Annotated in this window: 24 protein-coding genes, 1 tRNA gene and 1 pseudogene; 17 read left to right on the top strand and 9 right to left on the bottom strand. The window is 67.6% G+C overall.

Annotated elements, in window-relative coordinates; all coding sequences use genetic code 11:
- Nucleotides 1-136: 136 nt before the first annotated feature.
- Both mfd and K3M35_RS05465 read left to right on the top strand, forming a co-directional pair.
- Nucleotides 137-3790 carry a transcription-repair coupling factor gene (gene mfd, locus K3M35_RS05470; RefSeq protein WP_064060591.1) on the top strand — a complete coding sequence of 1218 codons (3654 nt, stop codon included), beginning with the start codon at nucleotides 137-139 and terminating at the stop codon, nucleotides 3788-3790.
- Nucleotides 3787-4509, top strand: a complete 723-nt coding sequence (locus tag K3M35_RS05465) for a MazG family protein (protein ID WP_064060592.1) — start codon at nucleotides 3787-3789, stop codon at nucleotides 4507-4509. The genes mfd and K3M35_RS05465 overlap by 4 nt, the downstream gene beginning before the upstream one ends.
- Before the next feature lie 7 nt (nucleotides 4510-4516).
- Here the strand turns inward: K3M35_RS05465 and K3M35_RS05460 are convergent, their stop codons facing one another.
- The 4 genes from K3M35_RS05460 to K3M35_RS05445 are packed head-to-tail and all read right to left on the bottom strand — an operon-like array spanning nucleotide 4517 to nucleotide 8744.
- Nucleotides 4517-5629, bottom strand: a complete 1113-nt coding sequence (locus K3M35_RS05460; protein ID WP_064060593.1) for a class I SAM-dependent methyltransferase — start codon at nucleotides 5627-5629, stop codon at nucleotides 4517-4519.
- Nucleotides 5626-6666, bottom strand: coding sequence for an NAD(P)-dependent oxidoreductase (locus tag K3M35_RS05455; RefSeq protein WP_064060594.1), 1041 nt, complete (start codon nucleotides 6664-6666; stop codon nucleotides 5626-5628). Before K3M35_RS05455 ends, K3M35_RS05460 begins: the two co-directional genes overlap by 4 nt.
- 36 nt (nucleotides 6667-6702) lie before the next feature.
- Nucleotides 6703-7491, bottom strand: coding sequence for a glucose-1-phosphate cytidylyltransferase (locus tag K3M35_RS05450; protein WP_033098266.1), 789 nt, complete (start codon nucleotides 7489-7491; stop codon nucleotides 6703-6705).
- Complete coding sequence (locus K3M35_RS05445; RefSeq protein WP_064060595.1) at nucleotides 7488-8744, bottom strand: class I SAM-dependent methyltransferase; 1257 nt, start codon at nucleotides 8742-8744, stop codon at nucleotides 7488-7490. The genes K3M35_RS05450 and K3M35_RS05445 overlap by 4 nt, the downstream gene beginning before the upstream one ends.
- A gap of 233 nt (nucleotides 8745-8977) precedes the next feature.
- Between K3M35_RS05445 and K3M35_RS05440 the strand changes: the two genes are divergently transcribed.
- The 12 genes and pseudogenes from K3M35_RS05440 to K3M35_RS05385 all read left to right on the top strand — a co-directional run.
- Nucleotides 8978-9442, top strand: a complete 465-nt coding sequence (locus tag K3M35_RS05440) for a GyrI-like domain-containing protein (RefSeq protein ID WP_064060596.1) — start codon at nucleotides 8978-8980, stop codon at nucleotides 9440-9442.
- Nucleotides 9439-9864 (top strand): hypothetical protein, encoded by a 426-nt coding sequence (locus K3M35_RS05435; protein ID WP_064060597.1) that lies wholly within the window; start codon nucleotides 9439-9441, stop codon nucleotides 9862-9864. Before K3M35_RS05440 ends, K3M35_RS05435 begins: the two co-directional genes overlap by 4 nt.
- A gap of 71 nt (nucleotides 9865-9935) precedes the next feature.
- Nucleotides 9936-10688 carry a hypothetical protein gene (locus K3M35_RS05430; protein ID WP_174556321.1) on the top strand — a complete coding sequence of 251 codons (753 nt, stop codon included), beginning with the start codon at nucleotides 9936-9938 and terminating at the stop codon, nucleotides 10686-10688.
- Nucleotides 10688-12895 (top strand): Rv1355c family protein, encoded by a 2208-nt coding sequence (locus K3M35_RS05425; RefSeq protein WP_064060602.1) that lies wholly within the window; start codon nucleotides 10688-10690, stop codon nucleotides 12893-12895. The genes K3M35_RS05430 and K3M35_RS05425 overlap by 1 nt, the downstream gene beginning before the upstream one ends.
- Before the next feature lie 13 nt (nucleotides 12896-12908).
- Nucleotides 12909-14816 (top strand): bifunctional diguanylate cyclase/phosphodiesterase, encoded by a 1908-nt coding sequence (locus K3M35_RS05420; RefSeq protein WP_064060598.1) that lies wholly within the window; start codon nucleotides 12909-12911, stop codon nucleotides 14814-14816.
- A gap of 290 nt (nucleotides 14817-15106) precedes the next feature.
- Complete coding sequence (locus K3M35_RS05415; protein ID WP_308257059.1) at nucleotides 15107-16483, top strand: sugar transferase; 1377 nt, start codon at nucleotides 15107-15109, stop codon at nucleotides 16481-16483.
- 177 nt (nucleotides 16484-16660) lie between these two features.
- Nucleotides 16661-17383 carry a lytic transglycosylase domain-containing protein gene (locus K3M35_RS05410; protein WP_037216300.1) on the top strand — a complete coding sequence of 241 codons (723 nt, stop codon included), beginning with the start codon at nucleotides 16661-16663 and terminating at the stop codon, nucleotides 17381-17383.
- A 116-nt stretch (nucleotides 17384-17499) separates the two neighbouring features.
- Complete coding sequence (gene eno, locus K3M35_RS05405) at nucleotides 17500-18786, top strand: phosphopyruvate hydratase (protein ID WP_024103250.1); 1287 nt, start codon at nucleotides 17500-17502, stop codon at nucleotides 18784-18786.
- Nucleotides 18787-18794: 8 nt separating this feature from the next.
- Nucleotides 18795-19502, top strand: coding sequence for a septum formation initiator family protein (locus tag K3M35_RS05400; RefSeq protein ID WP_072740582.1), 708 nt, complete (start codon nucleotides 18795-18797; stop codon nucleotides 19500-19502).
- Entirely contained in the window at nucleotides 19499-20026 is a 528-nt protein-coding gene (locus K3M35_RS05395) for a DUF501 domain-containing protein (RefSeq protein WP_064062139.1), read from the top strand. Before K3M35_RS05400 ends, K3M35_RS05395 begins: the two co-directional genes overlap by 4 nt.
- Nucleotides 20023-20967: a Ppx/GppA phosphatase family protein gene (locus tag K3M35_RS05390; RefSeq protein WP_064062138.1), complete on the top strand. Its 945-nt coding sequence runs from the start codon at nucleotides 20023-20025 to the stop codon at nucleotides 20965-20967. Before K3M35_RS05395 ends, K3M35_RS05390 begins: the two co-directional genes overlap by 4 nt.
- 12 nt (nucleotides 20968-20979) lie before the next feature.
- Nucleotides 20980-21096: pseudogene (locus K3M35_RS05385) on the top strand (cold shock domain-containing protein); the annotation flags it as partial.
- A gap of 121 nt (nucleotides 21097-21217) precedes the next feature.
- Here K3M35_RS05385 and K3M35_RS05380 read toward each other — a convergent pair.
- Nucleotides 21218-21640, bottom strand: a complete 423-nt coding sequence (locus K3M35_RS05380; RefSeq protein ID WP_081263552.1) for a hypothetical protein — start codon at nucleotides 21638-21640, stop codon at nucleotides 21218-21220.
- Nucleotides 21641-21696: 56 nt separating this feature from the next.
- Nucleotides 21697-22950 carry a lipase family protein gene (locus tag K3M35_RS05375; protein ID WP_039584581.1) on the bottom strand — a complete coding sequence of 418 codons (1254 nt, stop codon included), beginning with the start codon at nucleotides 22948-22950 and terminating at the stop codon, nucleotides 21697-21699.
- A gap of 347 nt (nucleotides 22951-23297) precedes the next feature.
- Here K3M35_RS05375 and K3M35_RS05370 point away from each other — a divergent pair.
- Nucleotides 23298-23371 (top strand) — tRNA-Leu (locus K3M35_RS05370).
- Between the two features lie 126 nt (nucleotides 23372-23497).
- On the top strand, nucleotides 23498-23707 hold the full coding sequence (locus tag K3M35_RS05365; RefSeq protein ID WP_220666125.1) for a hypothetical protein: 210 nt from the start codon (nucleotides 23498-23500) through the stop codon (nucleotides 23705-23707).
- Here K3M35_RS05365 and K3M35_RS05360 read toward each other — a convergent pair.
- From K3M35_RS05360 to K3M35_RS05350, 3 genes are read right to left on the bottom strand one after another with little or no spacing between them, the layout of a single operon-like run.
- Nucleotides 23704-24894, bottom strand: coding sequence for a tyrosine-type recombinase/integrase (locus tag K3M35_RS05360; protein ID WP_220666124.1), 1191 nt, complete (start codon nucleotides 24892-24894; stop codon nucleotides 23704-23706). The two genes, K3M35_RS05365 and K3M35_RS05360, sit on opposite strands and share 4 nt — an antisense overlap.
- A 6-nt stretch (nucleotides 24895-24900) precedes the next feature.
- A complete protein-coding gene (locus K3M35_RS05355; protein ID WP_220666123.1) occupies nucleotides 24901-25350 on the bottom strand; it encodes a hypothetical protein in 450 nt (149 codons plus the stop codon).
- 43 nt (nucleotides 25351-25393) lie between these two features.
- Nucleotides 25394-25939, bottom strand: a complete 546-nt coding sequence (locus K3M35_RS05350) for a hypothetical protein (protein ID WP_220666122.1) — start codon at nucleotides 25937-25939, stop codon at nucleotides 25394-25396.
- A gap of 266 nt (nucleotides 25940-26205) precedes the next feature.
- Here K3M35_RS05350 and K3M35_RS05345 point away from each other — a divergent pair, with 266 nt between their 5' ends.
- The gene (locus tag K3M35_RS05345; RefSeq protein WP_308257058.1) at nucleotides 26206-26499 is read left to right on the top strand and encodes a helix-turn-helix transcriptional regulator; all 294 of its coding nucleotides are present in this window, start codon (nucleotides 26206-26208) and stop codon (nucleotides 26497-26499) included.
- Nucleotides 26500-26520: the final 21 nt, after the last annotated feature.

Genomic DNA, 26520 nt, shown 5'->3' with positions numbered 1-26520 from the left:
GCGTTTCACGCCCCCGCGCGGTAGCGCGTTTCACGCCCCCGCGCGGTAGCGCGTTTCACGCCCCGGCGCGGTGACGCGCGGGGAACAGCGGAATAGACTCGACAAGGTTCTCGTCCCACACTCAGGAGCGCCTTCCTTGTCTGCTGTGCCCCCGGCCGCTGTCCCACTGTCCGGATTGGCGCGGATCGCGCTGGCCGACGACAGACTGCGCAGGATCGGCGAGCTCGCCGGTTCCGCCGAACAGGAGATCGTCGCCCCACCCGCCGCGCGGCCGTTCGTCGCGGCGGCGCTGGCCGAGAAGACACCTCTGCTCGTGGTCACCGCCACCGGACGCGAGGCCGACGATCTCACCGCCGAACTCACCGAGATGTTCGGCGAGGGCGTCACGCAGTTCCCGTCATGGGAGACCTTGCCGCACGAGCGCCTGTCGCCGAGCGCCGACACGGTCGGCCGTCGCCTGCACGTCCTGCGTCGCCTCGCGCGTCCCGACGATCGCGATCTCGGGCCCGCACTGCGGGTCGTCGTCGCCACCGTGCGGTCGCTGGTGCAGCCGATGGCTCCCGGACTCGGCGAGATCGACCCCGTCACGCTGCGGGTCGGCACCGAACACGACTTCGAGGAACTCGTCGAGCGGCTCGTCGAACTGGCGTACACCCGCGTCGACATGGTCGGCAAGCGCGGTGAGTTCGCGGTGCGCGGCGGCATCCTCGACGTCTTCCCGCCCACCGCCGACCATCCGGTCCGCGTCGAGTTCTGGGGCGACGAGGTCACCGAACTTCGCTGCTTCTCCGTCGCCGACCAGCGTTCGATCTCCGAGGTCGACGTGCCGGTGCTCGTCGCGCCGCCGTGCCGCGAACTGCTGCTCACCGACGAGGTCAAGGCCCGCGCCGCGCAGCTCGCCGAGGACAACCCGGCCGATGCGGCGCTCGTCGAGATGCTCGACAAGATGGCCGGCGGCATCCCCGTCGAGGGCATGGAAGCGTTGCTGCCGGTGCTGCAGCCCGGCGAGTTGCAGTTGCTCACCGACGTTCTGCCCGCCGGGGCGCACGTGCTGATCTGCGACCCGGAGAAGGTCCGCACCCGTGCGAGCGATCTCGCCCGCACCGGGCAGGAGTTCCTCGAGGCGTCGTGGACGGCCGCCTCGATCGGTGGTGCGGCGCCGCTCGACACCTCGAACCTCAACGGGGTGGACGGCCGGAAGCTCGATCTCGGCGCGTCGGCCTACCGGTCGCTGCGTCAGGTGCGCGAGGCCGCGCAGGCCGCGGGCAGACCGTGGTGGACGCTCAGCCCGCTCGCCTCCGGTGCCGACACCGAACTCGTCCTCGACGTGCAGCCGGCCCCCGAGGTCCGCGGCTCCGAGGACCTGCTGTCGATGCTGTTCGTGAACCTGCGCGCCCACGTCACCGCGGGGGGCCGTGCGGTGATCGTCGTCGCCGGTGCGGGCACCGGACAGCGCATCCTCGAGCGGCTGAAGGAGAACGAGGTCCCCGCCGCGAAGCTCGAACCGGGCACCGAACCGGTGCGCGGGCAGGTCGGCGTCATGCGCGGTTGCCTGCACGAGGGCGTCGTCCTCCCCGGCAACGACGACAACGTGGTGCCGGGGCTGGTGGTCGTCACCGAGGCCGACCTCACCGGTAACCGCGTGGTCACCGAGGGCCGCAAGACTCCCGTCAAGCGTCGCAACCAGGTCGACCCGCTCGCCCTGAACGCCGGTGACTTCGTCGTCCACGACCAGCACGGCATCGGCAAGTTCGTCGAGATGGTCGAGCGCACGGTCGGTGGTGCCCGCCGCGAGTATCTCGTCATCGAGTACGCGCCCGGCAAGCGGGGCCAGCCCGGCGACAAGCTGTTCGTGCCGATGGAGCAGCTCGACCAGCTCTCTCGGTACGTCGGCGGTGAGCTGCCGTCCGTCAGCAAGCTCGGCGGATCCGACTGGGCCAACACCAAGCGCAAGGCGCGCAAGGCGGTTCGCGAGATCGCCGGCGAGCTCGTGCGGCTGTACGCGGCGCGGCAGGCCTCGCCCGGCCATGCCTTCGCGCCCGACTCGCCGTGGCAGAAGGAGATGGAGGACGCCTTCCCCTTCACGGAGACACAGGACCAGCTCACGGTGATCTCCGAGGTCAAGGCCGACATGGAGAAGGCGGTGCCGATGGACCGCGTCGTGATCGGCGACGTCGGCTACGGCAAGACCGAGATCGCGGTGCGTGCGGCCTTCAAGGCCGTGCAGGACGGCAAGCAGGTCGCGGTGCTCGTCCCCACGACCCTGCTCGCGCAGCAGCACCTGCAGACCTTCACCGAGCGGATGGCGGCCTTCCCCGTGACGGTGAAGGGGCTGAGCCGGTTCACCGACGCATCCGATTCGCGCGCGATCACCGAGGGCATGGCCGACGGCACCGTCGACATCGTCGTCGGCACCCACCGCCTGCTCCAGACCGGGATCCGCTGGAAGGACCTCGGTCTCGTGATCGTCGACGAGGAGCAGCGTTTCGGCGTCGAGCACAAGGAACACATCAAGGCGCTGCGCACGCACGTCGACGTGCTCACGATGTCGGCCACACCGATTCCGCGAACCCTCGAGATGAGCATGGCCGGGATCCGCGAGATGTCGACCATCCTCACCCCGCCCGAGGAGCGGCACCCGATCCTCACCTATGTGGGTGCGTACAACGACAAACAGGTCGCCGCGGCGATCCGCCGAGAGCTGCTGCGCGACGGTCAGGTCTTCTACGTCCACAACCGGGTGAGCTCGATCGACAAGGCCGCCAAGCGACTCCGCGATCTCGTCCCCGAGGCGCGGGTCGCGGTCGCGCACGGGCAGATGAAGGAGGAGACGCTCGAGAAGACGGTGCAGGGCTTCTGGCAGCGCGAGTTCGACGTGCTGGTGTGCACGACGATCGTCGAGACCGGCCTCGACATCTCGAACGCCAACACGCTCATCGTCGAACGTGCGGATTCGCTCGGTCTGTCGCAGCTGCACCAGTTGCGCGGCCGCGTCGGGCGTTCGCGTGAGCGCGGCTACGCGTACTTCCTGTACCCGGCGGAGAAGCCGCTGACGGAGACCGCCTACGACCGACTCGCCACGATCTCGCAGAACTCCGATCTCGGCGCGGGTATGGCCGTGGCCATGAAGGACCTCGAGATCCGCGGCGCCGGTAACGTTCTCGGTGCCGAACAGTCCGGCCACGTCGCCGGCGTGGGCTTCGACCTGTACGTGCGGCTCGTCGGCGAGGCCGTCGAGGCGTACCGGGCCGCGGCCGACGGCCGCACGGTCACCACCGACGAAGCGCCCAAGGAGGTGCGGATCGACCTTCCCGTCGACGCGCACATCCCGGCCGACTACGTCGCATCCGACCGGCTGCGCCTCGAGGCGTACCGCAAGCTCGCCGCCGCGAACGACGACGCCGCGATCGCCACGGTCGTCGACGAACTCGTCGACCGTTACGGTCCGCTGCCCGATGAGGTGCAGCGGCTCGTGTCCGTCGGCCGGTTGCGGTTCCTGTGCCGCGAGTACGGCCTCGAGGAGGTCGCGGTCACCGGCACCCAGATCCGGATCTCGCCGATGGAGCTGCCCGACTCGAAGCAGATGCGGCTCAAGCGGTTGTACCCGGGAGCGCAGTACCGCGCGACGAGCGGTCTCGTGCAGCTGCCGATCCCGCGGACCGGCGGGGTCGGATCGGATCGGGTGCGCGACGTGGCGCTGCTGCAGTACATCGCCGACTTCCTGCTCGCCCTCGACGGCAAGCCGCAGGGCTCGGTGGACCTGAACAGCGCGGCGACGGTGAATGCATGACCGACTACACCGCTCTCGCCGAGGCGGCGGCCGTGATGGACAGACTGTGGTCGTTCGGGGGATGGGAGGTCACTCAGACCCACGAGAGTCTGCGCCGCTATCTGATCGAGGAGACCTACGAGTTTCTCGACGCCGTCGAGTCGGGTGATCCGGACGAGCTCCGCGAAGAACTCGGCGACCTGCTGCTGCAGGTGCTGTTCCACTCCCGGATCGCCGAGGCGAACGGGCAGTTCACGGTCGACGACGTGGCGGCGACGCTCGTCGCCAAGCTGGCCGCGCGCAGCCCGCACCTGACCAACGGGCACACCGGTCCGCTCGACGTCGCGGAGCAGGAAGCGGCGTGGGAGATCGCGAAGAAGACGGAGAAGGCACGCACGTCGTGCCTCGACGGGATCGCGATGGCGCAGCCCGCACTCTCCCTGGCCGACAAGGTGATCGAACGCGCGATGCGAGCGGGTTTCCCGGAGGACCTGGTGCCCGAGACGTTGCGGGTCGTCCGGATCACAGGCACGGGCGACACGGAGTCGACGCTCCGATCGGCGATCCTCGCGTTCGCCGGATCGATCCGGGCAACGGAGAAGGCCGCGCACACCGACGGAGTTCCGCACGGCGGGCTCGACGAGGATGCGTGGCGTCGCTACTGGGCACCCGCCGGCGAGCACCGCGGGGGACCCGCAGACGAGCACCGCGGGGGACCCGCAGACGAGCACCGCGCCTGAATGTGTCTCACCCGACCCACCGGACCCCGTGCCGGCTGTCGGGTGGAATACACCAGCGGCCCTCGAACTCCGGGAACTGCGCCCGCACTTCGGGGAGCAGATCGGGGACGGTGAGCAGGATGCAATCGGGGGATGCATCGCGCAGAGCGGTGAGGTCGACGATCGGGACGTCCGTTCCCGGCATTCGCCGTCCGGCCTTCGCCGGTGAGCCGTCGGCGACGGCCTCCATGACGGAGCGGTCGACACCCGCACGAGCGAACAGTGCCACGGCCCGGGAAGCCCCGCCGTAGGCGAAGACCCGTCGGTGTTCGGCGGCCGACTTGCGCAGCCAGGAGACCAGTTCGTCCACCTGGCGGTCGGCCTGCCGTTGCAGGGTGCGGAGTGTCGCAGCGCTCGTGATGCCGGTCGCCCGTTCGGCGGCGAGGATCCGGCGTGCACTCAGTCCCGCATTCGTCCACGGATCCCGTTCGGCAGCGACCAGCACGGTGCCGCCGTAGAGGTCGAAGGTCCAGGCCTCGGAGATGTGCAGTCCCACGTCCTCGAGCAGTCGCCGCAGCGCGGTCAGTGAGTAGTACGCGAAATGACCGTGCCGCAGGGCGTTCCACTGGCCCTGCGACACGATGGCGGAGAGGGTGTGGAACTGGAGCAGCAGCACACCGTCGGGGGAGAGCGCCGCCGCGCGTTTGAGGAATGCCGCGCGCTGATCGGCTTCGTGCATGATGCCGAAGCTGTCGAGGACCAGGGACGCGGCGGCCCCGGGGAAGGCGGGCTGGAAACCGCGTTCGATCAGCAGGGGGAGCCAGGTGCCGCCGTGCGGACTGCCGAACTCGATCACCGTGCGGCCCTTCAGCCTGCCCGCCCGCTCGACGACCTCGACGGCCTCGCGGGCCTGCTCGCGCAGCGCCTCCGGCTCGATGCCGCGGGGCTCGTCCGGGACGGTGTCGTCGTCCGCCAGCTGCGCCAGTCCGCAGCCGGTACACAAAACCATCGCCAGTTCGTGGGCTGATTCGGCGGGTAAAGGAGGCGAGTCCCCGGGTGGAAAGAAATCGGCGGGCGGGACCGCTCCGAGATCGAGGACTCGCTCGAGGCGATCGTGGCCGCACGCGCGGCACCTGTTCATTCGCGGAACACGCCCGCCGGCCGTGGCCGCAGCGTCGGGTCGAGGCGTCCCGCATCGGACAGCCGCCGCAGATGTGCCAGGCGCGTGAAGCGCTGGGTGAAGTCCTCCTTCGTGAGGCCGTCGGCGACGAAGTGACGGAACAGTTCGGCAGCGCCTGCGTCGACACTCCACGACGGAACGAAGGCCGGCATGGCGCGGCGAATGGCCGAGAAGTCCACACGATACGAGCGTGGGTCGGGACCGGTCTCGCCGGTGATGGAGACGAACGACCCGGGGACCGCGCGGGTGACGGACTCGGCGATGTCGCGTACGCGGACGTTGTTGGATTCGGTGCCGACATTGAAGGCGGCGCAGTGCACATCGCTCTCCGGTGCGGTGAGGGCACACGCGAACGCGAGGGCGATGTCCTTCGCGTGAACGAGGGGACGCCACGGGGTGCCGTCCGACAGCACGCGCACCTCGCCGGTGAGCACCGCGGTGCCGACGAGATTGTTCACGACGATGTCCGCGCGGAGCCGTGGCGAGTATCCGAAGGCTGTGGCGTTGCGGAGGAAGACGGGACAGAAACCCGAATCGGCCAGGGCCGCCACGTCGTCCTCGACCCGGACCTTGCTCACGGCGTAGGGCGTGAGCGGCCGGAGCGGAGCACTCTCGTCCACGAGATCGTCGCCCGCGCTTCCGTACACCGAACAGGTCGACGCGTAGAGGAACCGGCGCACACCGGCCTCCTTCGCGCACCTGGCGAGGTGGACGGATCCGAGATGGTTGATGTCGTAGGTGATCTCGGGTGCGAACGCACCGAGCGGGTCGTTCGACAACGCCGCCAGGTGGACGACGGCGTCGAACCCGGTGAGGTGCTCGGTTCCCACATCGCGGATGTCGACGGTCATGCCGGGCGGATCCTGCGGTGCCGTGCCGAGAGTGCATTCCGCGAAGAGTCCCGTGTCGAGACCGACGACCTCGTGACCGCGGGCGAGCAGTTCGGGCACCATGACGGATCCGAGATATCCCTTGTGCCCTGTGACGAGTACGCGCATGTCAATCTCTCCCGGGATCGTCGGCGGTCATGAGGTTCACGAGGTCACCGCCGGTGTCTCCCACACCGTCCACGGATGGATACCGCGTGCGAAGTTGTCGTCGAGTTCGGCGCGTTCCTTGAAGGTGTCGGCCGGTTTCCAGAACCCGAAGTGGCGATAGCCGAACAGTTTCCCCTGGCCTGCGAGCGGTCCGCACACGTCGGCGACGAGGTCGCCGCCGGGTGGCAACAGGTCGAAGATCGCCTGGTTCAGGACGAAGTATCCGCCGTTCTCCCAGATGGGGAAGTTGCTGACCGGGGTGATCTCCTTGATCTCGCCGTTCTCCGCGACGTCGACGCAGTGGAAGGACGACTGCGGGGGCACGACGAGCATGGAGGCCGTGGCCCCGGACGTGTGGAACGCCTCGATCATGTCGTCGAGCGGGGCATCGGTCAGCACGTCCGCGTAGTTCGCGAGGAAGTGCTCGTCGCCGTCGAGATATCGGCGGACGCGGCGCAGGCGTTCGCCGATCGCCGATTCGAGTCCGGTGTCGACGAAGGTGATCTTCCAGTCGCTGATGTCGGTGCTGAGGCAGTCGACCCGGTTGCCGTGCAGGACGAAGTCGTTGGACTGTTCCTCGTGGTAGTCGAGGAAGAACTCCTTGATCTTGGATGCGCCGTAGCCGAGGCAGAGGATGAACTCCTTGTGCCCGAAGTGCGCGTAGTAGCGCATGATGTGCCACAGGATGGGGCGCGGACCGACCATCTGCATGGGCTTGGGGATCTGGTCGTTGCGATCGTTGCGCATGCGCATGCCGTAACCGCCGCAGAACAGTACAACCTTCATGATGTGGTCCTCCAGGACAGTTCGGGTTCACCGATGGCCGTGTGGATGGTGGGGAGGGGGAAGACGAGATGTCCGCCCCAGTCCACGATGTAGGCGAGCTGGCGGGTCAGCTCGGGTTCGAGGTTCCAGGGCAGTGCGAGGACGATGTCCGGCCGGTCCTGGGCGATCCGCTCGACGGGCTCGATGGGGATCCGGGTCCCCGGGGTGAAGCGTCCGTGCTTGTACGGATTCCGGTCGACGGTGTAGGACAACAGGTCCGGTCGGATTCCGCAGTAGTTCAGCAGGGTGTTGCCCTTGCCGGGTGCACCGTAGCCGACCACCGACAGACCGTCCTCGCGGCACTGCAGGAGGAAGCGCAACAGCTCCAGGCGGGAGGTACGCGCGAGCGGTTCGAGCCGGAAGTAACCGGTGGGATCGTGCAGTCCTGCGCGCCTTTCGATCTCGATGACCTCTGCGACGCGCGGCGTCCGGTTCTGCGCGACCTGCTCGGGTCGTGCCCATACGCGGATCGAACCACCGTGGGTGTCGAGCAGTTCGACGTCGACGACCCGGAGTCCTCCCGACGCGAGGGCCCGGGCGGCCGACAGCACCGTGTAGTACTGGAAGTGCTCGTGGTAGATCGTGTCGAACTGGCCGAGCGCCACCAGGTTCAGGGCGTGGTGGACCTCGATGCTCAGCCAGCCGTCGTCGGCCATGAGCAGACGCAGTGCCCGCGTGAATCCGACGAGATCGGGTACGTGGGCGTAGACGTTGTTGGCGACGACGAGGTCCGCGGGTCCGTGTTCCGACCGGATGCTTTCTGCGAGTTCGACATCGAGGAATCCGGTGTGGGTCGGCACACCGGCGGCCCGGGCCGCCTCCCCGACGTTGACCGAAGGTTCGATGCCGAGGCACCGGATGCCGGCATCCACCGCGTGACGGAGCAGGTAACCGTCGTTGCTCGCCACCTCGACGAGGGTCGAATCGGGTCGCAACCGCCCGTTTCCGAGCGCGTCGCGCACGAAGCGCCGGGCGTGGTCGACCCACGACTGCGAGTACGAGGAGTAGTACGCGTACTCGGTGAAGGTGTCCTCCGGAGTGATCAGCGCGGGTATCTGCAGCAGCAGGCAGTCCTCGCACAGGCGCAGGTGGAGCGGGTAGGTGCATTCCGGGAGGTCGAGCTGCTCGGCCGTGAGGAATCGTTCGCACGGGGGAGTGGCTCCGAGGTCCAGGATGCTGGTCAGGCGGTCCGAATTGCACAGTCGGCACTTCATGCGGGTGCCCCCTCGCTGGAAGAAGCGTGTCCGGGCCGGCGCCCGAACTCGATGCCCCCAATAAACCATACTCAAAGAAGGGAAACAAGCTGAAAAAAGACTTTAGTTTGGTTTTCGTGTTGGCTGGAAACCTGCCGTCTCACCCCCTAGCCTCATATTCGTAGTCGTTGTGCCGGTGTCGGGCAGTGCACGCGATGCAGGGGGAAGCTGGACGTGTTTGGAGGAACTGCCCGATGTCGTTTCAAATCGTGGATCGCCGCGAAACCCTCGTTGCCGGTATTCCGGTTCGTAGTCCCCGCCGAGCTCTCGGCCAACTCCGAGATCCGCACCTCGAAGAGGCATGGGCTGCCCTGCTGAACGGGGAAACCTACGGTCCGTTCGCGGCCACCTACACCGATCACGCGGAAGACATAGATTCGTACTACACGCAGACCGTGGGGTTCTGCTGCTCGTCGGTCGACGACGTCCCCGAGGGGTATGTCGTATCCCGTGTTCCGGCCGGCACCTACGCGAAGTTCTCCGCGGTGGGAAGTCGATTCACGGACGTCTTCGACGACCTGTGGCGCCAGATCTGGGACGCCGAAGCGGAGGGTGAGATCACCCGCGCCTTCACCGGCGATTTCGAGACCTACCCGCACGCCTTCGGAATCGAACTCTACGTCGCGATCGTCGACCCGAGGCAGGAGGAGGAACGATGACGTTCACGGTCGTGAAGGTGGAACCTTGCCTCGTCGGCGGACTCGTGGTCCCGGGAGCGGAACCGGGAGTTTTCGGAGAATCGGGCGATCTGACCGATTTCACCCTGGAACGGTTGCGGCTGCGGAAGATTCGCGATCTCGTGGCGGTGTTCAACTGCCAACCCCGCGTCGGCTGGTCCGCGGTCTTCGGATACCGCCTCGGCAATCCGGACGATCTGGAGGTCGGCGACTCGATGATCCGGGTCGACGAGCGGTACGCCGCGCGTTTCGTCCCCGACGGCCCGTCGCCCGATCTCTACAAGGATCTCTGGCGGCAGGTGGAGATGGCCGAGAAGGAAGGCGCGATCACGCGCGCCTACACCCAGGAGGTGGCGGTCATCCCGGAACGGGGCGAACCCGAGTTGTACATCTCCGTGATCTGAGCATGCCCCGGTTCGCCGAGCGCGACCTCGTCGGGGGGCGTTCGGCGGATCGCGGGCGGAAAGGGCCGCCCGTGTATCCCCAGCCGCTCTTCATGCGCCGCACGCTCGACTTCTGGGACGAGGACTCGGGATATCACTTCGTCGCCGCCACGCCGCAAGGCGAGCCGGACCTGTGGGTGCAGTTCCTCGACGGCGCCCGCGCCGCCTACCGCCGTTTCGGCGCCGAGGGCGCTCTCGAATACGCATCGATCCGTGACGGGACGTCCACATCCTTGTTCTTCGCCGCCGTGACGACGGACGGTGTCGTCCAAGGAGGCTCCCGCGCCCAGGGGCCGTACGGCAGCGGACGCGAGTCGCACGCCTTCCGGGAATGGACCGATCCCGGCATCCGGGCGAGGATCGCGCGGATACTCGACGCCTACGTCCCCCACGGCCTCATCGAGGTGAAGAGCACGTGGGTGGGCTCCGGTGCGGTGCGCCGGCACGAACTCAGCGCGGGCGTGGCACGCACACTGACCTATTCGATGGAACTGCTCGGCACGCGCTACCTCGTGGCCACCTCGGCGAGCACAGCGGTGGCCCGCTGGCAGGAGGTGGGAGCGGAGATCGTCGACGAGATCCCGCCCTGCCCCTATCCGGACGACCGCTACCGGACGCACCTGATCGTGTGGGACGTCGAGCGGTGCAGGTCGGAGCGGCGGAGCCGCGAACTCGAGAAGCTCCTCGCCTCCGATGCGGCGCCCGGTTTCACGTATATGTCCTCCCTGCTTGCTCTACGCTCGCTGGAAAGGGGCGACCTGAAGGGATCGGGTGGGGAGATGTGATGCCCTCGGAGGACATACCGTGCGCGGCGTTGCTACTCGCCGAGGACCTCGAAGCGGACATGGACGTCCTGGATCGGCTGCGTCGCGACGGCGTGGACCTACGGGATCGACTGGACGACCAACGAGCAGGCCTCGCCGCTCTCGATGACGACCTCCCGGATGAGGCCCCGCGATGGGCCTACTATCCCTGGAGCCGCATCGCGGTCCGGATCCTCGGCCCGGCCGGATTCGACCGACTCCGGCTCGACCGCAATCGCAACAAGATCACCGCCGAAGAACAGGCACGCCTGCGGTCCGCGAAGGTGGGCGTCGTCGGACTGAGCGTCGGCTACGCCGTCGCCTACACCCTCGCCCTCGAGGGGGCCTGCGGCGCACTACGTCTCGCCGATTTCGATGAGCTCGAACTGTCCAACATGAACCGATTGCCCGTATCGGTCACGGACCTCGGCGTGAACAAGGCCGTGATCGCGGCACGGCGGATCGCCGAACTCGACCCCTACCTGCCCGTCGAGGTATGGACCGACGGCGTCACCCCCGACACGGTGGGGGCGTTCTGCCGGGACCTCGACGTGGTGGTCGACGAATGCGATTCGCTCGACGTGAAGCTGCTGATCCGGACGGAAGCGGCGCGGCGACGGCTCCCCGTCGTGATGCACACCAGCGATCGAGGACTGCTCGATGTCGAACGGTTCGATCTCGACGGCGACCTGCTGCCCTTCCACGGTCTGCTCGGCGATATCGACCCCGAAACGCTGCAGACCCTCTCCACCCGCGACAAGGTCCCGTACGTGCTGTGTCTGCTCGACCCGGAGGAGATCTCCGCGCGCATGGCGGCCTCCATGCTCGAGGTCGGTGAATCCCTGGAGACCTGGCCGCAACTCGGAGCCGACGTCGGCCTCGGCGGCGTGACCGTGTCCGCGGCGGTGCGCGGGATCGTCCTCGGTCACCCGATCGCGTCGGGACGGGTCCGGATCGATCTCGACCGGCACCTCGACGCGCTCGACGTGCCTTCTGTGCACTCCGCGGCACCCGACGTGCCTTCTGTGCACTCCGAGGCACCCGACATGCCTTCTGCGGCCCCTGGGGTGCCTGCGGGCGCCTCTCCGGACGGGGAGACGCCGCAGGATCCACTGGAGGCCGTGATCGACGCCGCGATCCGGGCACCCTCCGGCGGTAACGCCCAACCGTGGTCGATCGTCGTCGAACCGGACTGTTTGACGTTCGCGCTGGCACCCGAACCGGAACCCGTCCTGATGGACCTGCACCGGCGCGGGAGTCTCGTCGCGCTCGGCGCGGCCCTGCACAACGCGCGGGTGGCCGCGGCAAACCACAAGATCCTGGGTCCCGCCACGGTGCTCGACCCTCCCGGCGAACCGGAGCCGGGTGTCCCGCTGGCCCACCTGGAGCTGGGGAGCGACACCGATCCGGATCTCGCGGCGTACCACTCGGGCATGCTTGCGCGCGCGACCAACCGCTCACCCGGTGACCCCCACACCGTCACGGACGACGAACTCGAGGCGATGCACGCGGCCGCCCGGCTCCTCGGCGGACGTATCGAGGTCGTCACCGAGAGCGACGACATCGCCCGCCTTGCAGAGATCCTCACGGAATCGGACCGCGTGCGGTATCTCGACGGCCGGCTCCGCAGCGAGATGGTCGCCGAGCTGAGGTGGCCGGACGACCCCGATCCCGACAGCGGGATCGAAGTGGACTCGCTCGGGCTCGACACCGCGGAGGCGGCAATGCTCGACGTCGTCCTGCGCGACGACGCCCTCGACCTGCTCGAGGAATGGGGACTCGGAAGGGGACTCGGCAGGATGACCCGCGACCGCGTGCTCGGCAGTGCCGGGCTCGTCGCGGTGTTCACCGAGGGCCGGTCGCCCGCGGACTACATCCGGGGCGGTGCGGTGGTCGAGAGCGTCTGGATCGCGGCGCAGGAGGTCGGTCTGGCCGTCCAGCCCGTGTCGCCGGTCTTCCTGTACGCCGATACGCGGAGCGATCTCGAGCACCTGAGCCCGGAGCATGTCGACGATCTCGACGTGCTCCGGCAGGAGCTGGCTGCCGTCCTGGAGGTTCCCGCGGGCGGAGGCCTCGCCCTGCTGCTGCGCTTCGGCCGTGCCTCGGCGGCGACGATGCGCAGCCGGCGCCGTAACGACCGCGTGCGCCACGCCGGCGACGTCGACGGACTCATCCCTGCTCGAGGCTGACGACGGAGGCCTCATGCCCGGTACGAGAAGAACGCTGGAAAGCCTGGTCACCAGGATCGCCGCTCGGCTGATGCCCGCGGACGCTGCGTCGCACCTCGAGGTGGTGCGTCTCGTGCTCCGGGATCTCGTCGACGATCTCGGGGTCGACACCTGCTTCCTGAGGTACAACGACCACGAGATCGGGGCGACGATCCTGGTCGCCGAGTGGCCTACCCGGGAGAACGTGCCCGACCCCGATCCGATCGGTGTCGTCTACTTCCGCGATGCGGATCCCGTCTTCGCCGCTGTCGAGCATCTGAAGGAGCCACTCCTGGCGGGTGCCGGTGGGGCGTCGTATCCGGTCGTGGAGTCGCCCGACTACACCGAGCGGGTGTTCGCCGCGTCGGGATGGTCGGAGGTATCCATGGTGGCCGTGCCGCTCGTGTCCGGGCAGATCACGACCGGCGTACTGGGGTTCGTGAACGAGGGTGGCCGGCCGTGGAGCGAGGACGAGGTCAACGCGTTGACATTGATCGCGGTCCTGCTCGCGCAGGTGCAGGCACGTGTCCGCGCGGAAGAGGACCTGCGGCGCGCCGCCTACGAGGACGCCCTCACCGGACTCGCGAGCCGGCGCGCTCTGTTCGAATATCTCGACAAACGGCTCGAACCGGGCGCCGAGGGGCCCGTCGGGTTGCTGTTCCTCGACCTCGACCGCCTCAAGGCGTTGAACGACTTCCTCGGTCACGACGCGGCCGACTCGTATCTCTGCAGGATCGCGGACCGTCTTGCGAAGGGCAGCCGACCCGACGACCTCGTCGCCCGGCTCGGCGGCGACGAATTCGTCGTGGTGCTGGCCGGCCCGTCGTCGATGGAGGAGGCGATGGAACGGGCCGAGGTGTACCAGGACGCGGTGGGAGCGTCCGTCGCGCTCGGCAACCGGACCGTCGGGCGCGGCGTCAGCGTGGGTGTCGCGCTCGGGACGCCGGGGGAGCTGAGTTCGGCGACCCTGCTCAGTCGCGCCGATCAGGCGATGATGGTGGCCAAGCGGCAGGGCGGCAACGGTGTGGGTGTGTTCACCGAGGACATGAACGAGAAGGGCAAGCGCCGCACCATCATCGAGATGAACCTCCGGACGTCGATCGACGACGAACATCTGACACTGGAGTACCAGCCCGAGATCGACCTGCGGACCGGGACGATCCTCGGCGTCGAAGCGCTCGTCCGATGGAACCGGTCGCCGCTGGGGGTGCTCCAGCCGGGAGAATTCGTCGAAGTCGCCGAGGCCACCAATCTCGCCGGGGAACTGGGGGAGTGGGTCGTCACACGGGCCTGTGCGCAGCTCGCGGAGTGGAAACGGAAAATCCCCGACCTGCGGATCACGATGAGTGTCAACGTCTCTCCCGTCCAGCTGGTGTCGATGGATTTCGACGCCACAGTGAGATCGGTCCTCCACCGCCACGGCCTCGTGGGGTCGGAGCTGTGCCTCGAGATCACCGAGAACGTGGTCGTCGGAGACCTTCAGCGCACGAAGGACACCCTCCGCCGGCTCGAGCGCCTGGGGGTCTGGGTCGCGATCGACGATTTCGGGACCGGGTACAGCTCGCTCGGGCATCTCAAGGCCCTTCCCGTCGACACACTCAAGATCGACAAGGGTTTCGTGCAGAATCTCGAGCACAGCGAGGAAGACCGGGTCATCGTCGATTCCATCGTGGGGCTGGCCTCGTCGTTCGGTCTGCAGGTGGTCGCCGAGGGTGTCGAGACCGTCGGTACGGTGAAGCAGTTGCTGGATCTGGGTTGCACACGGGCGCAAGGATTTCTGTTGAGCAGGCCGACCACGCCGGACCGGCTCCGGTGGATGCTTCAGGCCGGGAGTGTGCGGTTGCCGTGGAACATGGACACGTGGGCGGCGACGAAGACCGTGAAGAGCCGACTGACCCACTGAAGATGCTAGAAGTCTGTTATTGCGTGAAAAACAATCTCAAGGTACGGTTTGGGAGTCGGGGTAACCGTGACTCCGGACTGGGGTGACCTTGAATGTACAAGCGTGAGAACGACTTCGCGACGGTTCTCGACACGGATTCCGACCGTGACGCACCGACGACGAAGGCCGGGTCAGGACCGAACGGGGCACGGAAGATCGGATCGACCATCGTGCTCCCCGTGGGCTCGCAGGTCGCGTCCGTTCCTCCACCGGTACGCCGGCCGAGAACCGAGCGCCGCTACAGATCGGTGGTGACCGGCTTCGACCTGTTCGTGCTCGTGATCGCCCACGTGGTCGTCACGGTCGGATACCACTCCTTCGACCAGATCGACTCGTGGCGCACCCCCGTTCTCATCGGCGCCTCGATGACTGCGGCGATCGTCTCCCTCGGAATCCAGAAGGCCTGGGACGAAAGAATTCTCGGAACCGGCACAGAGGAGTACCGGAGGGTCGTCCGCGGATACGTCTTCGCCGTCGCCGCCCTGGCCGTCGCCGGATACGGATGGGGCACCTCGGCCGGTCAGTCCTGGACGTTCGGCTCGCTGCTGATCGCTCTCGTGCTCACCCTGCTGGGGCGGACGCTGCTCCGCCGTCACCTCTCGAAGGCCCGCACCGAGGGTCGATATCTGCACTCGGTGCTCGTGGCCGGAGACGTGGAGGAGGTGCACGAGCTGGTCTCCCGGGCCGACTGCCTCCGACGCGCCGGATGGCGGATCGACGGCATCTGCCTCGCCGTCGACCGCGGCGCCGACTCCCTGCCGGTGGCCATCGACGACATCCCCGTCCTCGGCACCGACGAGATCGTCCTGGCCGTCGCCGAGCAGCACAACTTCGAGGCCGTCGCACTCCTGCCCTCCGGTCGGTGGCCGCACGCGCGGACACGCAGACTCAGCTGGGACCTCGAGAAGATCGGTGCCGAGCTCCTCATCGCCCCCGTGCTCATGGACGTCGTCGGCCCGCGCCTGCACATCTCCCCGCTCGAGGGGCTGCCCCTGTTGCAGATGAGCGCCCCCAGCTACAGCGGCCCGGCCTGGATCGTGAAGAACGTCTTCGATCGGGTCCTCGCGGTGCTGATCCTGATGGTGATCGCGCCGGCACTGCTCGCCGTCGCGGTCGCGATCAAGGTCGGCAGCAGAGGACCGATCCTCTTCCGTCAGCAACGGGTGGGACGCGGCGGAACCCCGTTCACGATGTACAAGTTTCGCAGCATGGTCGTCGGCGCCGACGAGCACAAGGACGACATCGCCGATCACGACATCGGTGCCGGAGTGCTGTTCAAGGTCCGCGAGGACCCGCGGGTCACCAGGGTCGGCCGCTTCATCCGGCGGTACTCGCTCGACGAACTGCCGCAACTGTTCAACGTGGTCAAGGGCGACATGTCGCTCGTCGGCCCGCGCCCACCGCTCGAATGCGAGGTCGCCCGGTACGGACAGGACGGCGCGGCGCGGCGGTTGTTCGTCAAACCGGGTGTGACGGGACTGTGGCAGGTCAGCGGACGCAGCAATCTGTCCTGGGACGAGTCGGTACGGGCCGATCTGCGGTACGTCGAGAACTGGACCTTCATGCTCGACCTGTCGATCCTGCGTCGCACCATCCGGGCGGTCCTCAGCGGGGACGGCGCGTATTGAGGGACATCGTTGCCGAAACAGCGGTGGAGTCCGACCCCTCGCGGATTCCACCCTCCGAGGCCGGCGCCGACGATCAGGCGGGATCGTCGGCGCCGGTGCGTCTACTTGGGGTTTTCGTCCCGTATGGAATATGGAGGGGTGCCGTCCGATCGAGAACCCCGACGCTGGCTGTGGCCGGTGGTCCTGCTCAGTGCGCTCGTCGCCGTCGTCTTCGTGGCGGTCGAGTCCGCTCTGCACTCACCCCGGCGACCGTCGGTCGAGATCCCCGACGGCGTCCCGCCGGCACCCGGTCTGCCCGTTCCGCCCATCGACGTGAACGGTCCCGGCCGCACAGCAGCACAGCTCGCCGACTGGGCCGAATCACAGTCCCGCGAACTGGGCATCCCCACCACCGCACTCGAGGCGTACGGGCACGCGGCGGCCGTCCTGGCCGTCGGCACCCCCGACTGCGGCCTGTCGTGGACGACCCTCGCCGGCATCGGCAACGTGGAGAGCAGCCACGGACGGTTCGGCGGCGCCTCCCTCGGATCCGACGGCAGCGTCTCACCGCCCATCCGGGGTGTCCCGCTCGACGGCACCCGGGGCAACGCCGAGATCCGCGACACCGACGGTGGCCGCCTCGACGGCGACCCGGTGCTCGACCGGGCGGTCGGGCCGATGCAGTTCATCCCCGAGACCTGGGAACGGTGGGGCGTCGACGCGAACGGCGACGGCATCGCCCACCCCGACAACATCGACGACGCGGCCCTGACCGCAGGCCGCTATCTGTGCGACCGCGGAGGCGACCTGACCACCGCGGAGGGCTGGACGAACGCCCTGATGGCTTACAACCGCTCCACCGAATACCTGATGCTCGTCCGCGACCGCGCCGCTGCCTACGGCGTGGGAGTGCGGCCGTAGACAGTACCGCGCCGGGCCTCGAGCGCGCCTGTACCTCACACGCAGGTCGCGACCGTTAGGCTGTCCCCAGCGTGCAGACACCGCAGCGTGACAGTCCATCGAAGGAGAATCAGCCAGTGGCCATCATTGAGCAGGTAGGAGCCCGCGAAATCCTCGACTCCCGTGGCAACCCCACGGTCGAGGTCGAAGTGCTGCTCGAGGACGGAAGTTTCGCCCGCGCTGCAGTGCCGTCGGGCGCCTCCACCGGCGAGCACGAGGCCGTCGAGCTGCGTGACGGCGGCGACCGTTACCTCGGCAAGGGCGTCGAGAAGGCCGTCGAGGCCGTCCTCGCCGAGATCGGCCCGGCCATCATCGGCCTCGACGCCACCGAGCAGCGCACCGTCGACCAGGCCCTCCTCGACGCCGACGGCACCCCCGACAAGGGCCGCCTCGGCGCGAACGCCCTACTCGGCGCGTCGCTCGCCGTGGCGAAGGCCGGTGCGGAGTCGTCCGGACTCGAGCTGTTCCGTTACGTCGGAGGCCCGAACGCCCACATCCTTCCCGTTCCGATGATGAACATCCTCAACGGTGGCGCCCACGCCGACACGGGCGTCGACGTCCAGGAGTTCATGGTCGCCCCGATCGGCGCCCCGACCTTCAAGGAATCCCTCCGCTGGGGTGCCGAGGTCTACCACTCTCTCAAGTCCGTGCTCAAGAGCAAGGGCTTGGCCACCGGCCTCGGCGACGAGGGCGGCTTCGCCCCCGACGTCGCGGGCACCAAGGCCGCGCTCGACCTGATCAGCGAGGCCATCGGTAAGACCGGTCTGAAGCTGGGCAGCGATGTCGCGCTCGCACTGGACGTCGCGGCCACCGAGTTCTACACCGAGGGCACCGGCTACAAGTTCGAGGGCCAGAACCGGACGGCCGCCGAGATGGGCGCCTTCTACGCCGAGCTGCTCGGCCAGTACCCGCTGGTCTCCATCGAAGATCCGCTCAGCGAGGACGACTGGGAGGGCTGGGTCGCGCTCACCGAGGAGATCGGCGACAGGATCCAGCTCGTCGGCGACGACCTGTTCGTCACCAACCCCGAGCGCCTCGAGGACGGCATCGTCAAGGGCGCCGCGAACGCGCTGCTCGTGAAGGTCAACCAGATCGGCACCCTCACCGAGACCCTCGACGCCGTCGACCTCGCGCACCGCAACGGCTACAAGACGATGATGAGCCACCGCTCCGGCGAGACCGAGGACACCACCATCGCCGATCTCGCCGTCGCCGTCGGCAGCGGACAGATCAAGACCGGCGCGCCCGCCCGCTCCGAGCGTGTCGCCAAGTACAACCAGCTGCTGCGCATCGAGGAGTCCCTCGGCGACGTCGCTCGCTACGCCGGCGAGCTCGCCTTCCCGCGGTTCTCCGTCGAGGGCTGATCGCCGGCATGAGTCAGCGCGGTAGATCCCGTCCCGGAGCGAGGCGCACCCGCACCGAGGGTGTGTCCGGCGTCCGGCGTCCGAGCCGGGTCCGGCCCACGGGATCTACCGCGCCGGCCGAACACTCGGCCGAGAACGCGGGTGCGCGGCCGGCCGGCCGCGAGGACCCCGTTCATTCGTCGCCCGGTCGCGGCCGCCCCGGTGGTTCGGGGCGAGCCCGCCCCACCCGGGTCGGCGCGCCCCGCGACTCCCGCCGCCCCCGCACCGAACGCACCGTCCTGGGCCTGTCCACCGGCCGCGCCGTGGTGCTCGCCCTCGTCGTGTGTGGTCTCGCGCTCACCCTCGCGGTGCCGCTGCGCACCTACGTGAGCCAGCGTTCCGAAGCCGAGCAGCTCGCCGCCGAACGCGTGCAGCTCGAACAGGAGATCGCGGCCCTCGAGGAACAGAAGGCCCGCATGGAGGACCCGGCCTGGGTCCGCGCCCAGGCCCGCGAGCGACTGCGGTTCGTCGTCCCCGGCGACATTCCCTACCAGGTGCAACTGCCGGGCGACGCCCCGCCCGAACGTGAGGAACGCGAACCCGAGCGGCCGACGACCGGCGCCTGGTACAGCGACCTGTGGTTGTCGGTGTCCGAACCGGCACCCGAACCCGAGCCCGAACCCGTGCCCCAGCAGATGCCTGTGGCACCCCCAGAACCAGGAGATGTCCCCGGGTGACCGATCACGTCACGCAAGAAGACCTCGACGCCGTCGCCGCCCAGCTCGGGCGCGAACCCCGCGGCGTCCTGGCCATCGCCTACCGTTGCCCCGACGGTGCGCCCGGAGTGGTGAAGACCGCGCCCAAGCTGCCCGACGGCACGCCCTTCCCGACGCTGTACTACCTCACCGACCCGCGCCTCACAGCCGAAGCGAGCCGGCAGGAATCCGCCGGGGTCATGAAGGAGATGACCGAGCGCCTCGGCACCGACGAGGAACTTGCTGCGGGCTACCTGCGCGCCCACGAGTCGTACCTGGCCGAACGCGACGCGATCGAGTCGCTCGGCACCGACTTCACCGGCGGCGGCATGCCCGAACGCGTCAAGTGTCTGCACGTGCTGATCGCCCATTCGCTCGCGAAGGGACCGGGCGTCAACCCGCTCGGCGACGAATCCGTAGCCCTCGCCGCCGACGCCGGTCTGCGTGGCACGGCGATCCCCGCCGACTGGCCCACCTACGCCGAGCTTCGTGGAGAAAAACAGTGAGGGTCGCGGGAATCGACTGCGGCACCAACTCCATCCGCCTTCTGATCGCCGACATCGCGAAGGACGGTACCCTCACCGACGTCACCCGCCTCATGAAGGTCGTGCGGCTCGGGCAGGGCGTCGACGCCACCGGTCGTCTCGCCCCCGAGGCGATCGAACGCACGCGGGTCGCGCTGGTGGAGTACGCCGACCTGATCCGCGAGACCGGCGCCACCGCCGTTCGCATGGTTGCCACCTCGGCCACGCGCGACGCGAGCAACCGTGAGGACTTCTTCGCGATGACCCGCGAGGTGCTCGGTGCCGTGATCCCCGGAGCCGAGGCAGAGGTCATCACCGGCGACGAGGAGGCGCGTCTGTCCTTCGCTGGTGCGGTCGGCGAACTCGACTCCGCGCGTGGGCCTTTCGTCGTCGTCGATCTCGGTGGCGGATCCACCGAGGTCGTGCTCGGCGACGCCGACGGTGTGCACGCCGCCTACTCCACCGACATCGGCTGCGTCCGGCTGACCGAACGGTGCCTGCACGACGACCCGCCGACCGCCGCGCAGGTCGCTGCGGCACGGGAGGTCGCGGCGGACAAGATCCGCGAAGCGCTCGAGCGGGTGCCGGTCGAGCAGGCCCACACCTGGGTGGGTGTCGCGGGCACCATGACCACCCTCGCCGCGCTCGCCCTCGAACTCGACGAGTACGACTCCGAGAAGATCCACTTGTCGTCGGTGCCGTTCGACCGCCTGCGCGAGGTGTGCGACGGTCTCGTCGCCGCGACCCGCGAGAAGCGCGCGGCGCTCGGCCCGATGCATCCCGGCCGCGTCGACGTCATCGGCGGCGGCTCGATCATCACCACGGTCCTCGCCGAGGAACTCGGCCGCCGAGCCGGCATCACCGAGCTGGTCGTGAGCGAGCACGACATCCTCGACGGCATCGCCCTGTCCGTCGCCCGCTAGTTCTTTGATCCGCACTACTCGGAGATCCAGTCGGGCGGCTACCGCAGCCTCGACGAGAACCAGCGCGTGCGCTTCGAGATCGGCCAGGGTGCCGAGGGTCCCCAGGCCACCGGTATCACCGTGATCTGATTCGATCTCCCGTCCCCCAGGGGATCCGAGACACCATCAGGCCCGCCTCGTCATTCGAGGCGGGCCTGATGCATGTCCTGGCCGGATCGAGCGGAAACGATTGTGACGACCGGAAATCCCGTCAGGGCACCGTGAGACGAGTGGTGAACCGGGCGGGGTCGAGATAGGTCGTGCTGAGGCCGTCCGTGGTCACTGTCATTCCCGCATCGCCGGAACCGATGTCGATACTGATCTGTCCGCTGGGAGCGTGTCCGGGTTCGCCGGGAGCAGACGTCAGCTCGAGGGCGCGTACGCCGTTCCTCTTGCTTCCCCAGTGGTTGACGAATGCGGTGATGGTGCACGAACCGCCCAAGAACGTCGACCAGGACAGATCGATGAGGATCGTTCCCGGTCGATGGTGCGGGGCGAACACGTGGCCGGTCAGCTGCCCGCTGCACGGTACCGAGTGGTCCCGCCCCAACGAGTATGTGGTCGGCAGGGGAACGAACTCCTGGTGGTGCGCGGACGCCGTGCCCGGAAGAACCGCGAGCAGGGCAAGCGACATGCCGCCGACCGCGAACGTCCGACGGAATTGTCGTCCAGTCACGCTCCGAGCGGTGTTCATACCGTCCCGCAGTCCGACGACGGCGCAACGCCGGCGAATCGGCCGTCGAGGAAGTCCAGCGCACCCGGCAAGCCGATCACGGCGGCAGTGATGTGATCCGGGCTCGGCACGAGTTCGGTCCGCACCGCCACCCCGGCGTCGCAGTACCTGCGCAGCGTCGTGGAGATCGCATCGAGAGGAATCAGCACGTCGGTCGGTGAATGCCACTCGTACACCGGGGCATTCGGCACCGTCGCGACCTTCTCGACGCTGTTCTCCATCAGCACCTCCTGCACGGTCGGGCTGTCGAGCAGGGCAAGGCCCGCCGCCGCGTCGGCGACGTCGGCCATGCTGCGACCGGCACCGGCGAGCAGGATTTCGTTGGTGCACGCGTTGGCGATGCGGTCGCGCAGTTCCCGCCCCGCACCGTTGAGCTGCTCGCTGACCGGCATGCGGTCCGGGTACTCACGTTCGAGGCCGAGGGCGGCCGCCATCGCCAATCCGAAGGCGGGATGCGCGGATTCGCCGAGTTCCCGGGCCATCTCGCCGATGTCCATCGGGACGCCACCGTAGGCGGAGCCGACGATCGGGATCTCGGGCGCGTAGGTCGGGGCGAGTGCTGCGGCCATCGCTGTCGCCATCCCGCCGCCGGAGTAGCCGGCGATGCCGACCGGACTGTCGGCGAGTTCGAGCGGTGCGTAGCGTTGCGCGGCCCGGATGCCGTCGAGGGTGATCTGCCCGCCGACCTTCGCGGCGCCGTAGGCGCTGTTCGGTCCGAGATGATCGGGAACGGCCAGCGACCAGCCGCGCTGGATCGCGATGAGCAGGCCGGGAGACTCCCGGATCCCTCGCAGCGGGTTCGGTGCGTACAGCGCCGTCGACGGCGCGCATTCGAGCCCGAGTGCGTTGATGATGGCTTGGTACGAGACGAGCGGACGACCCGGCGCCCCACCCTGAGGGGACAGCACGGTGGTCACTGCGGAGATCGGTTCGCCGGCGGAGTTCGTCGACCGGAACTTCAACTGGACGGCGTCGGTGCCGGGAAATCCGAGCGGCGGCGGAAGGACGCGCGCGGCGAGGACGTCACCGGGCTGCCGATCGGCGATGTCGTCGGGGGTGCTGTAGAAGGAGTCGTTCACGGACGCGGGGTAGACGATGCCTTCGGCCTGTGCGGAGGGTGCGGCCACCAGGCTCGGCGTCGCTGCCAGGGCCATGACGGCTACTGCGGTGGCGAGTCGCCCGGTCAGTGGGCGTGCGGTCGTGAAGCGCATCCATGGTCCTTCTCTTCGTGCCCGGTTCACCACCCGGCTGTCCGCTGTGTACTTGTCTCCCCGCAGGATGTCGGCCGGAAATCGAGGTGCGTTACAGCCCGGGCGAGGAGCACATTCGAAGTCGGATCCGAGGAGGTCGAGGAGCAATGAGGATCGAACCTTGCACGGCCGAACGACGAAGTGACGTACTCGATCTCTCCCTCCGGGCGTGGCGTCCCGTCCTCGGGCTGTACCGGCCTCCGTCTACGAGGGGAGAGGATACGAACGCCGTCCCGTCGCACGGTACTTCAAGAACCTCGCGCCCCGGCGCGGTGGTGGACAGTCGTGAACGCTAATGTGATCCCCACGCCCCTATAGCCCAATTGGCAGAGGCAGCGGACTTAAAATCCGCACAGTGTGGGTTCGAGTCCCACTGGGGGCACAGGTCAGAGCCTGTTTTCTGGTTTCAGCGAGTGTCACGAGACGGTGAATTGTCACCGATTGTCACATCGCGGAACAACTCGCGCAGATAGAGCATCTGGTCATACCTCCTGGATACGATGTGCGAATGACGATCGTCGGGTACCTGAAGGACCGGAAGGTATGGGCTTTCATGTCGGCCCAAACACTCGCTGCCGCAATCCTTGGATGCGCGTTCTTCCTGGTCGGGTTCTCGTTCACGGATTACCTCATCACCACAGCCGTATTGGTCCTAGCAGCATGGGCGGTGCTGTGGGCGCATATCGGCGTCTATGAGTGGGTGAGTCGGAGAAGCTAGTCCGCAGTCCTGGTTCCCGACAACGGCACTAACGCAGCGGCTTCGACCATCGCCGGATCCTGCGAATGCGCATACCGCGACAGAGTGAATGCCGCCGACGCATGACCCAGCCACGCCGCGATCACCGCGATCGGAACATTACGCAGGTGCATCAACGTCGCACACGTGTGGCGGGCATCGTGCAACCGAATCTGCGTCACCTTCGCCCGCCGCACCGCATGAACCCACCGTGACGACAAAGCACCGGGGGACAGGGGTTGGCCGGCCTGATCGACGATCACGTACCCCGAATCGGTCCATGCCTCACCGAGCAGCAGCCGATCGGCGGCCTGGCGTTTGCGGGCAGCGCGCAGCTGTCGCACGAGATCGTCAGGTAGCGGCAGGGTTCGGCGGGACCGTTTCGACTTCGTGGTGCCCTCCGAGATCGTCTTGCCGTGACTGACCCGCGCCCGGGTGATCTTGAGTGTCTTCGCCTCGAGGTCGATGTCGTCCCATTTGAGTCCGCAGATCTCACCGCGGCGCAGCCCGGACAGGGCGAGGTACCAGGCGTGTGCGTACGGATCATCACGGCACTCGAGGAGGAACCGTTCGACCTCGTCCTCCGACCAGGTGTCGGTTTCTTCGCGTTCGTCGGGCAGCTTGTCGATCAGTGCTGCGACGTTGCGGACGAGAGTGCCTTCCTTCACGAGATTGTCCAGGGCTGCGGAGAACACGGTAAGCATCTGGTTCACGGTGCGGGCCTTCCACGGTTTGCGCGGCGTGCCCGTCTCGGTGGGAAGCTCACCAGCCCGCAGCACTGCGATCAGGTCATCGAGGTTCCGGCGGGTCAGCTTCTGTGCTGGCACATCCCCGTACTGTTGCCGGATCGGTGCCAGCGACACTCGGTATCCGGTCGCGGTGGATGGCTTCAATGCGTGCTTCGAGGTGAGGTAGTTGTCGATCACCTCGGCGACGGTGACGGCGTGGTCGTGGACGTAGGTGCCGGCCTTCACTGTGGCTTGAATGCGTGCCAGCTCGTCACGGGCCGCGGACTCGGTGGGGAAGCGTTTGCGGATCTGCTTACGCTTCCCGGTCTCTGGATCCACACCGACATCGACGGTGAGCTGGTAGCGGATCACGGGTTTTCCGCGTTCGATGCGTCCGAGTTCGATCTTCTTGATTTGCGGTGGTAGCTGTTGGCGGGCCATGTGACCTCAGACTGTCCAGGGCTGCCTTTCGGCGAGCTCAGATTCGATGTATGCGCGTTCTCGGGTGGTGAGGTGCTGCATGCGGGTGGTGACGGTGTCGGTGTCGACCCACAGTTCCTCGGCCAGCTCGTTCGGGTGCTGGGTCCAGGTGAGGGCGTCGACGAGGTGGTTGAGTCTGATCAGTCTACGAGCGGTGATGACGTTGACTGCGTGCTCTTCGAGGGCGGCGAAGTGTGGGTGGTTGGGGACTGGGCCCCGTTCGAGGTGCACGATCTCGTGGCCGAGGGTGCATCGTCTGCCTGCTTGTGAGAGTCGGCAGTCGAGGTAGATGCCGGCGCGGGTCAGGAACCCGCGGTATCCGGACGGTAGTCGGTGTGTGGTGTCGACCCCTATGTGTGGGTGGTGGTGGCGGATGTGCCGCCACGGATGCCACCAGTAGTCCTCAGTTCTCCCCATGCTCAGGGATTCAAACATGGGTTTGCTTATGTCATTCGGCTAATTACGGAAACTCAGGGTCGCCTTCTCGTGCCGCGAGTGCATCCTCGATGTGGGGCGCCGGCAGATGGTGCCCAGGCTCGACGTCGTGATCGTGGGGGTTCAAAGCTGTGACGTTGTCGTCGATCATGGGGGCTCCTGTCCGGCGGCGATCGCCGCGAGCCTCGCCGCTGTGCTCCGGGCCGCCCGCTTGCGACCGCGGTTCCTGCTCTTCTTCGATGCCTGCTCCATGGTGGGTCCCTTCTGTGGTGATCGCTCGGATAAGAGAGACGATCGCGTTCCGTTGTGCCGGCGTGAGGCGTCCGGCCGAGGCCGGCAGTTGCTGGGCGAGCATCGACTCGCCTTGGACCTCGACTCCGAGGCTGCGTGCGTAACCAAGAACAACCGCGGTCTCCGAGACGTCGAGTGCGGCGGCCATGCCGCGAATCGTCTCGACATTCTTTGGCCACGACTTCGGCGGGGCGGTACACAGCTCGTGGAAGGTCTGATACTTCACGCGGTCTCCGGATGCCTTGGAAAGCTCACGATACGAGCGTCCCGTGGCGTCCATCTGAGCCGCGATCAGTTCGCTGATTGTGGGCACGAACTGATGGTGCGGCGCCGACTCGCGTCTCTCAACCACGGTGCATCTCCAAGCGTCTACCAGTAGGGGACGCTCAAACGATACCCAACCGGCTACCGAAAATAGTAGGCGCGAGCAGCACAAACGCCCTGTACTGCGGCGATATGACGAACATGCCACTTGACAACCGGCTACCAGTAGCCACATCATTGTCCCGTACTACTTGACAGGTAACCGGCTACTAGGGGACAGTGATGAGGAAGCGACGACGGTATCCGAAGGGAACATGGATGAAACTCCGCAGCCCCGAGACGCTTCGTGCATTGATGCGACAGGACGACTTCTCCCTCGCGCGACTGGCCAGGTATGCAGATTGCTCCAAGAGCTTCATCTCGCACCTGCTGTCGGGACGGCGATCGAGCTGCACGCCCGAGCTCGCCGAACGCATCGCGGAGGCACTTCACGTGCCTACCGAGGTGCTTTTCGAGCCCAAGCTGTCCCCCAGTGAAGGGACAACTGTCAGTCACCGCACGAAGCTCTGCGCATAAGAAAGGCCGCCAGCTGAACCA

The sequence above is a fragment of the Rhodococcus sp. DMU2021 genome, assembly GCF_019641445.1.
Classification (GTDB): Bacteria; Actinomycetota; Actinomycetes; order Mycobacteriales; family Mycobacteriaceae; genus Rhodococcus; species Rhodococcus pyridinivorans.
The sequence above is the reverse complement of the archived record's forward strand: the minus strand, read 5'-3'. Positions and strand labels throughout refer to the sequence as shown.

What these genes read in the sequence shown, in the direction of transcription:
- K3M35_RS05375 (WP_039584581.1), bottom strand. Translation starts at nt 22,950, where the DNA reads ATGCGCTTCACGACCGCACGCCCACTGACCGGGCGACTCGCCACCGCA.
- K3M35_RS05465 (WP_064060592.1), top strand. Translation starts at nt 3,787, where the DNA reads ATGACCGACTACACCGCTCTCGCCGAGGCGGCGGCCGTGATGGACAGA.
- K3M35_RS05380 (WP_081263552.1), bottom strand. Translation starts at nt 21,640, where the DNA reads ATGTCGCTTGCCCTGCTCGCGGTTCTTCCGGGCACGGCGTCCGCGCAC.
- K3M35_RS05440 (WP_064060596.1), top strand. Translation starts at nt 8,978, where the DNA reads ATGTCGTTTCAAATCGTGGATCGCCGCGAAACCCTCGTTGCCGGTATT.
- K3M35_RS05460 (WP_064060593.1), bottom strand. Translation starts at nt 5,629, where the DNA reads ATGAACAGGTGCCGCGCGTGCGGCCACGATCGCCTCGAGCGAGTCCTC.
- K3M35_RS05445 (WP_064060595.1), bottom strand. Translation starts at nt 8,744, where the DNA reads ATGAAGTGCCGACTGTGCAATTCGGACCGCCTGACCAGCATCCTGGAC.
- K3M35_RS05365 (WP_220666125.1), top strand. Translation starts at nt 23,498, where the DNA reads ATGACGATCGTCGGGTACCTGAAGGACCGGAAGGTATGGGCTTTCATG.
- K3M35_RS05425 (WP_064060602.1), top strand. Translation starts at nt 10,688, where the DNA reads ATGCCCTCGGAGGACATACCGTGCGCGGCGTTGCTACTCGCCGAGGAC.
- K3M35_RS05360 (WP_220666124.1), bottom strand. Translation starts at nt 24,894, where the DNA reads ATGGCCCGCCAACAGCTACCACCGCAAATCAAGAAGATCGAACTCGGA.
- K3M35_RS05455 (WP_064060594.1), bottom strand. Translation starts at nt 6,666, where the DNA reads ATGCGCGTACTCGTCACAGGGCACAAGGGATATCTCGGATCCGTCATG.
- K3M35_RS05345 (WP_308257058.1), top strand. Translation starts at nt 26,206, where the DNA reads ATGAGGAAGCGACGACGGTATCCGAAGGGAACATGGATGAAACTCCGC.
- K3M35_RS05435 (WP_064060597.1), top strand. Translation starts at nt 9,439, where the DNA reads ATGACGTTCACGGTCGTGAAGGTGGAACCTTGCCTCGTCGGCGGACTC.
- K3M35_RS05400 (WP_072740582.1), top strand. Translation starts at nt 18,795, where the DNA reads ATGAGTCAGCGCGGTAGATCCCGTCCCGGAGCGAGGCGCACCCGCACC.
- K3M35_RS05355 (WP_220666123.1), bottom strand. Translation starts at nt 25,350, where the DNA reads ATGGGGAGAACTGAGGACTACTGGTGGCATCCGTGGCGGCACATCCGC.
- K3M35_RS05350 (WP_220666122.1), bottom strand. Translation starts at nt 25,939, where the DNA reads ATGGACGCCACGGGACGCTCGTATCGTGAGCTTTCCAAGGCATCCGGA.
- K3M35_RS05420 (WP_064060598.1), top strand. Translation starts at nt 12,909, where the DNA reads ATGCCCGGTACGAGAAGAACGCTGGAAAGCCTGGTCACCAGGATCGCC.
- K3M35_RS05450 (WP_033098266.1), bottom strand. Translation starts at nt 7,491, where the DNA reads ATGAAGGTTGTACTGTTCTGCGGCGGTTACGGCATGCGCATGCGCAAC.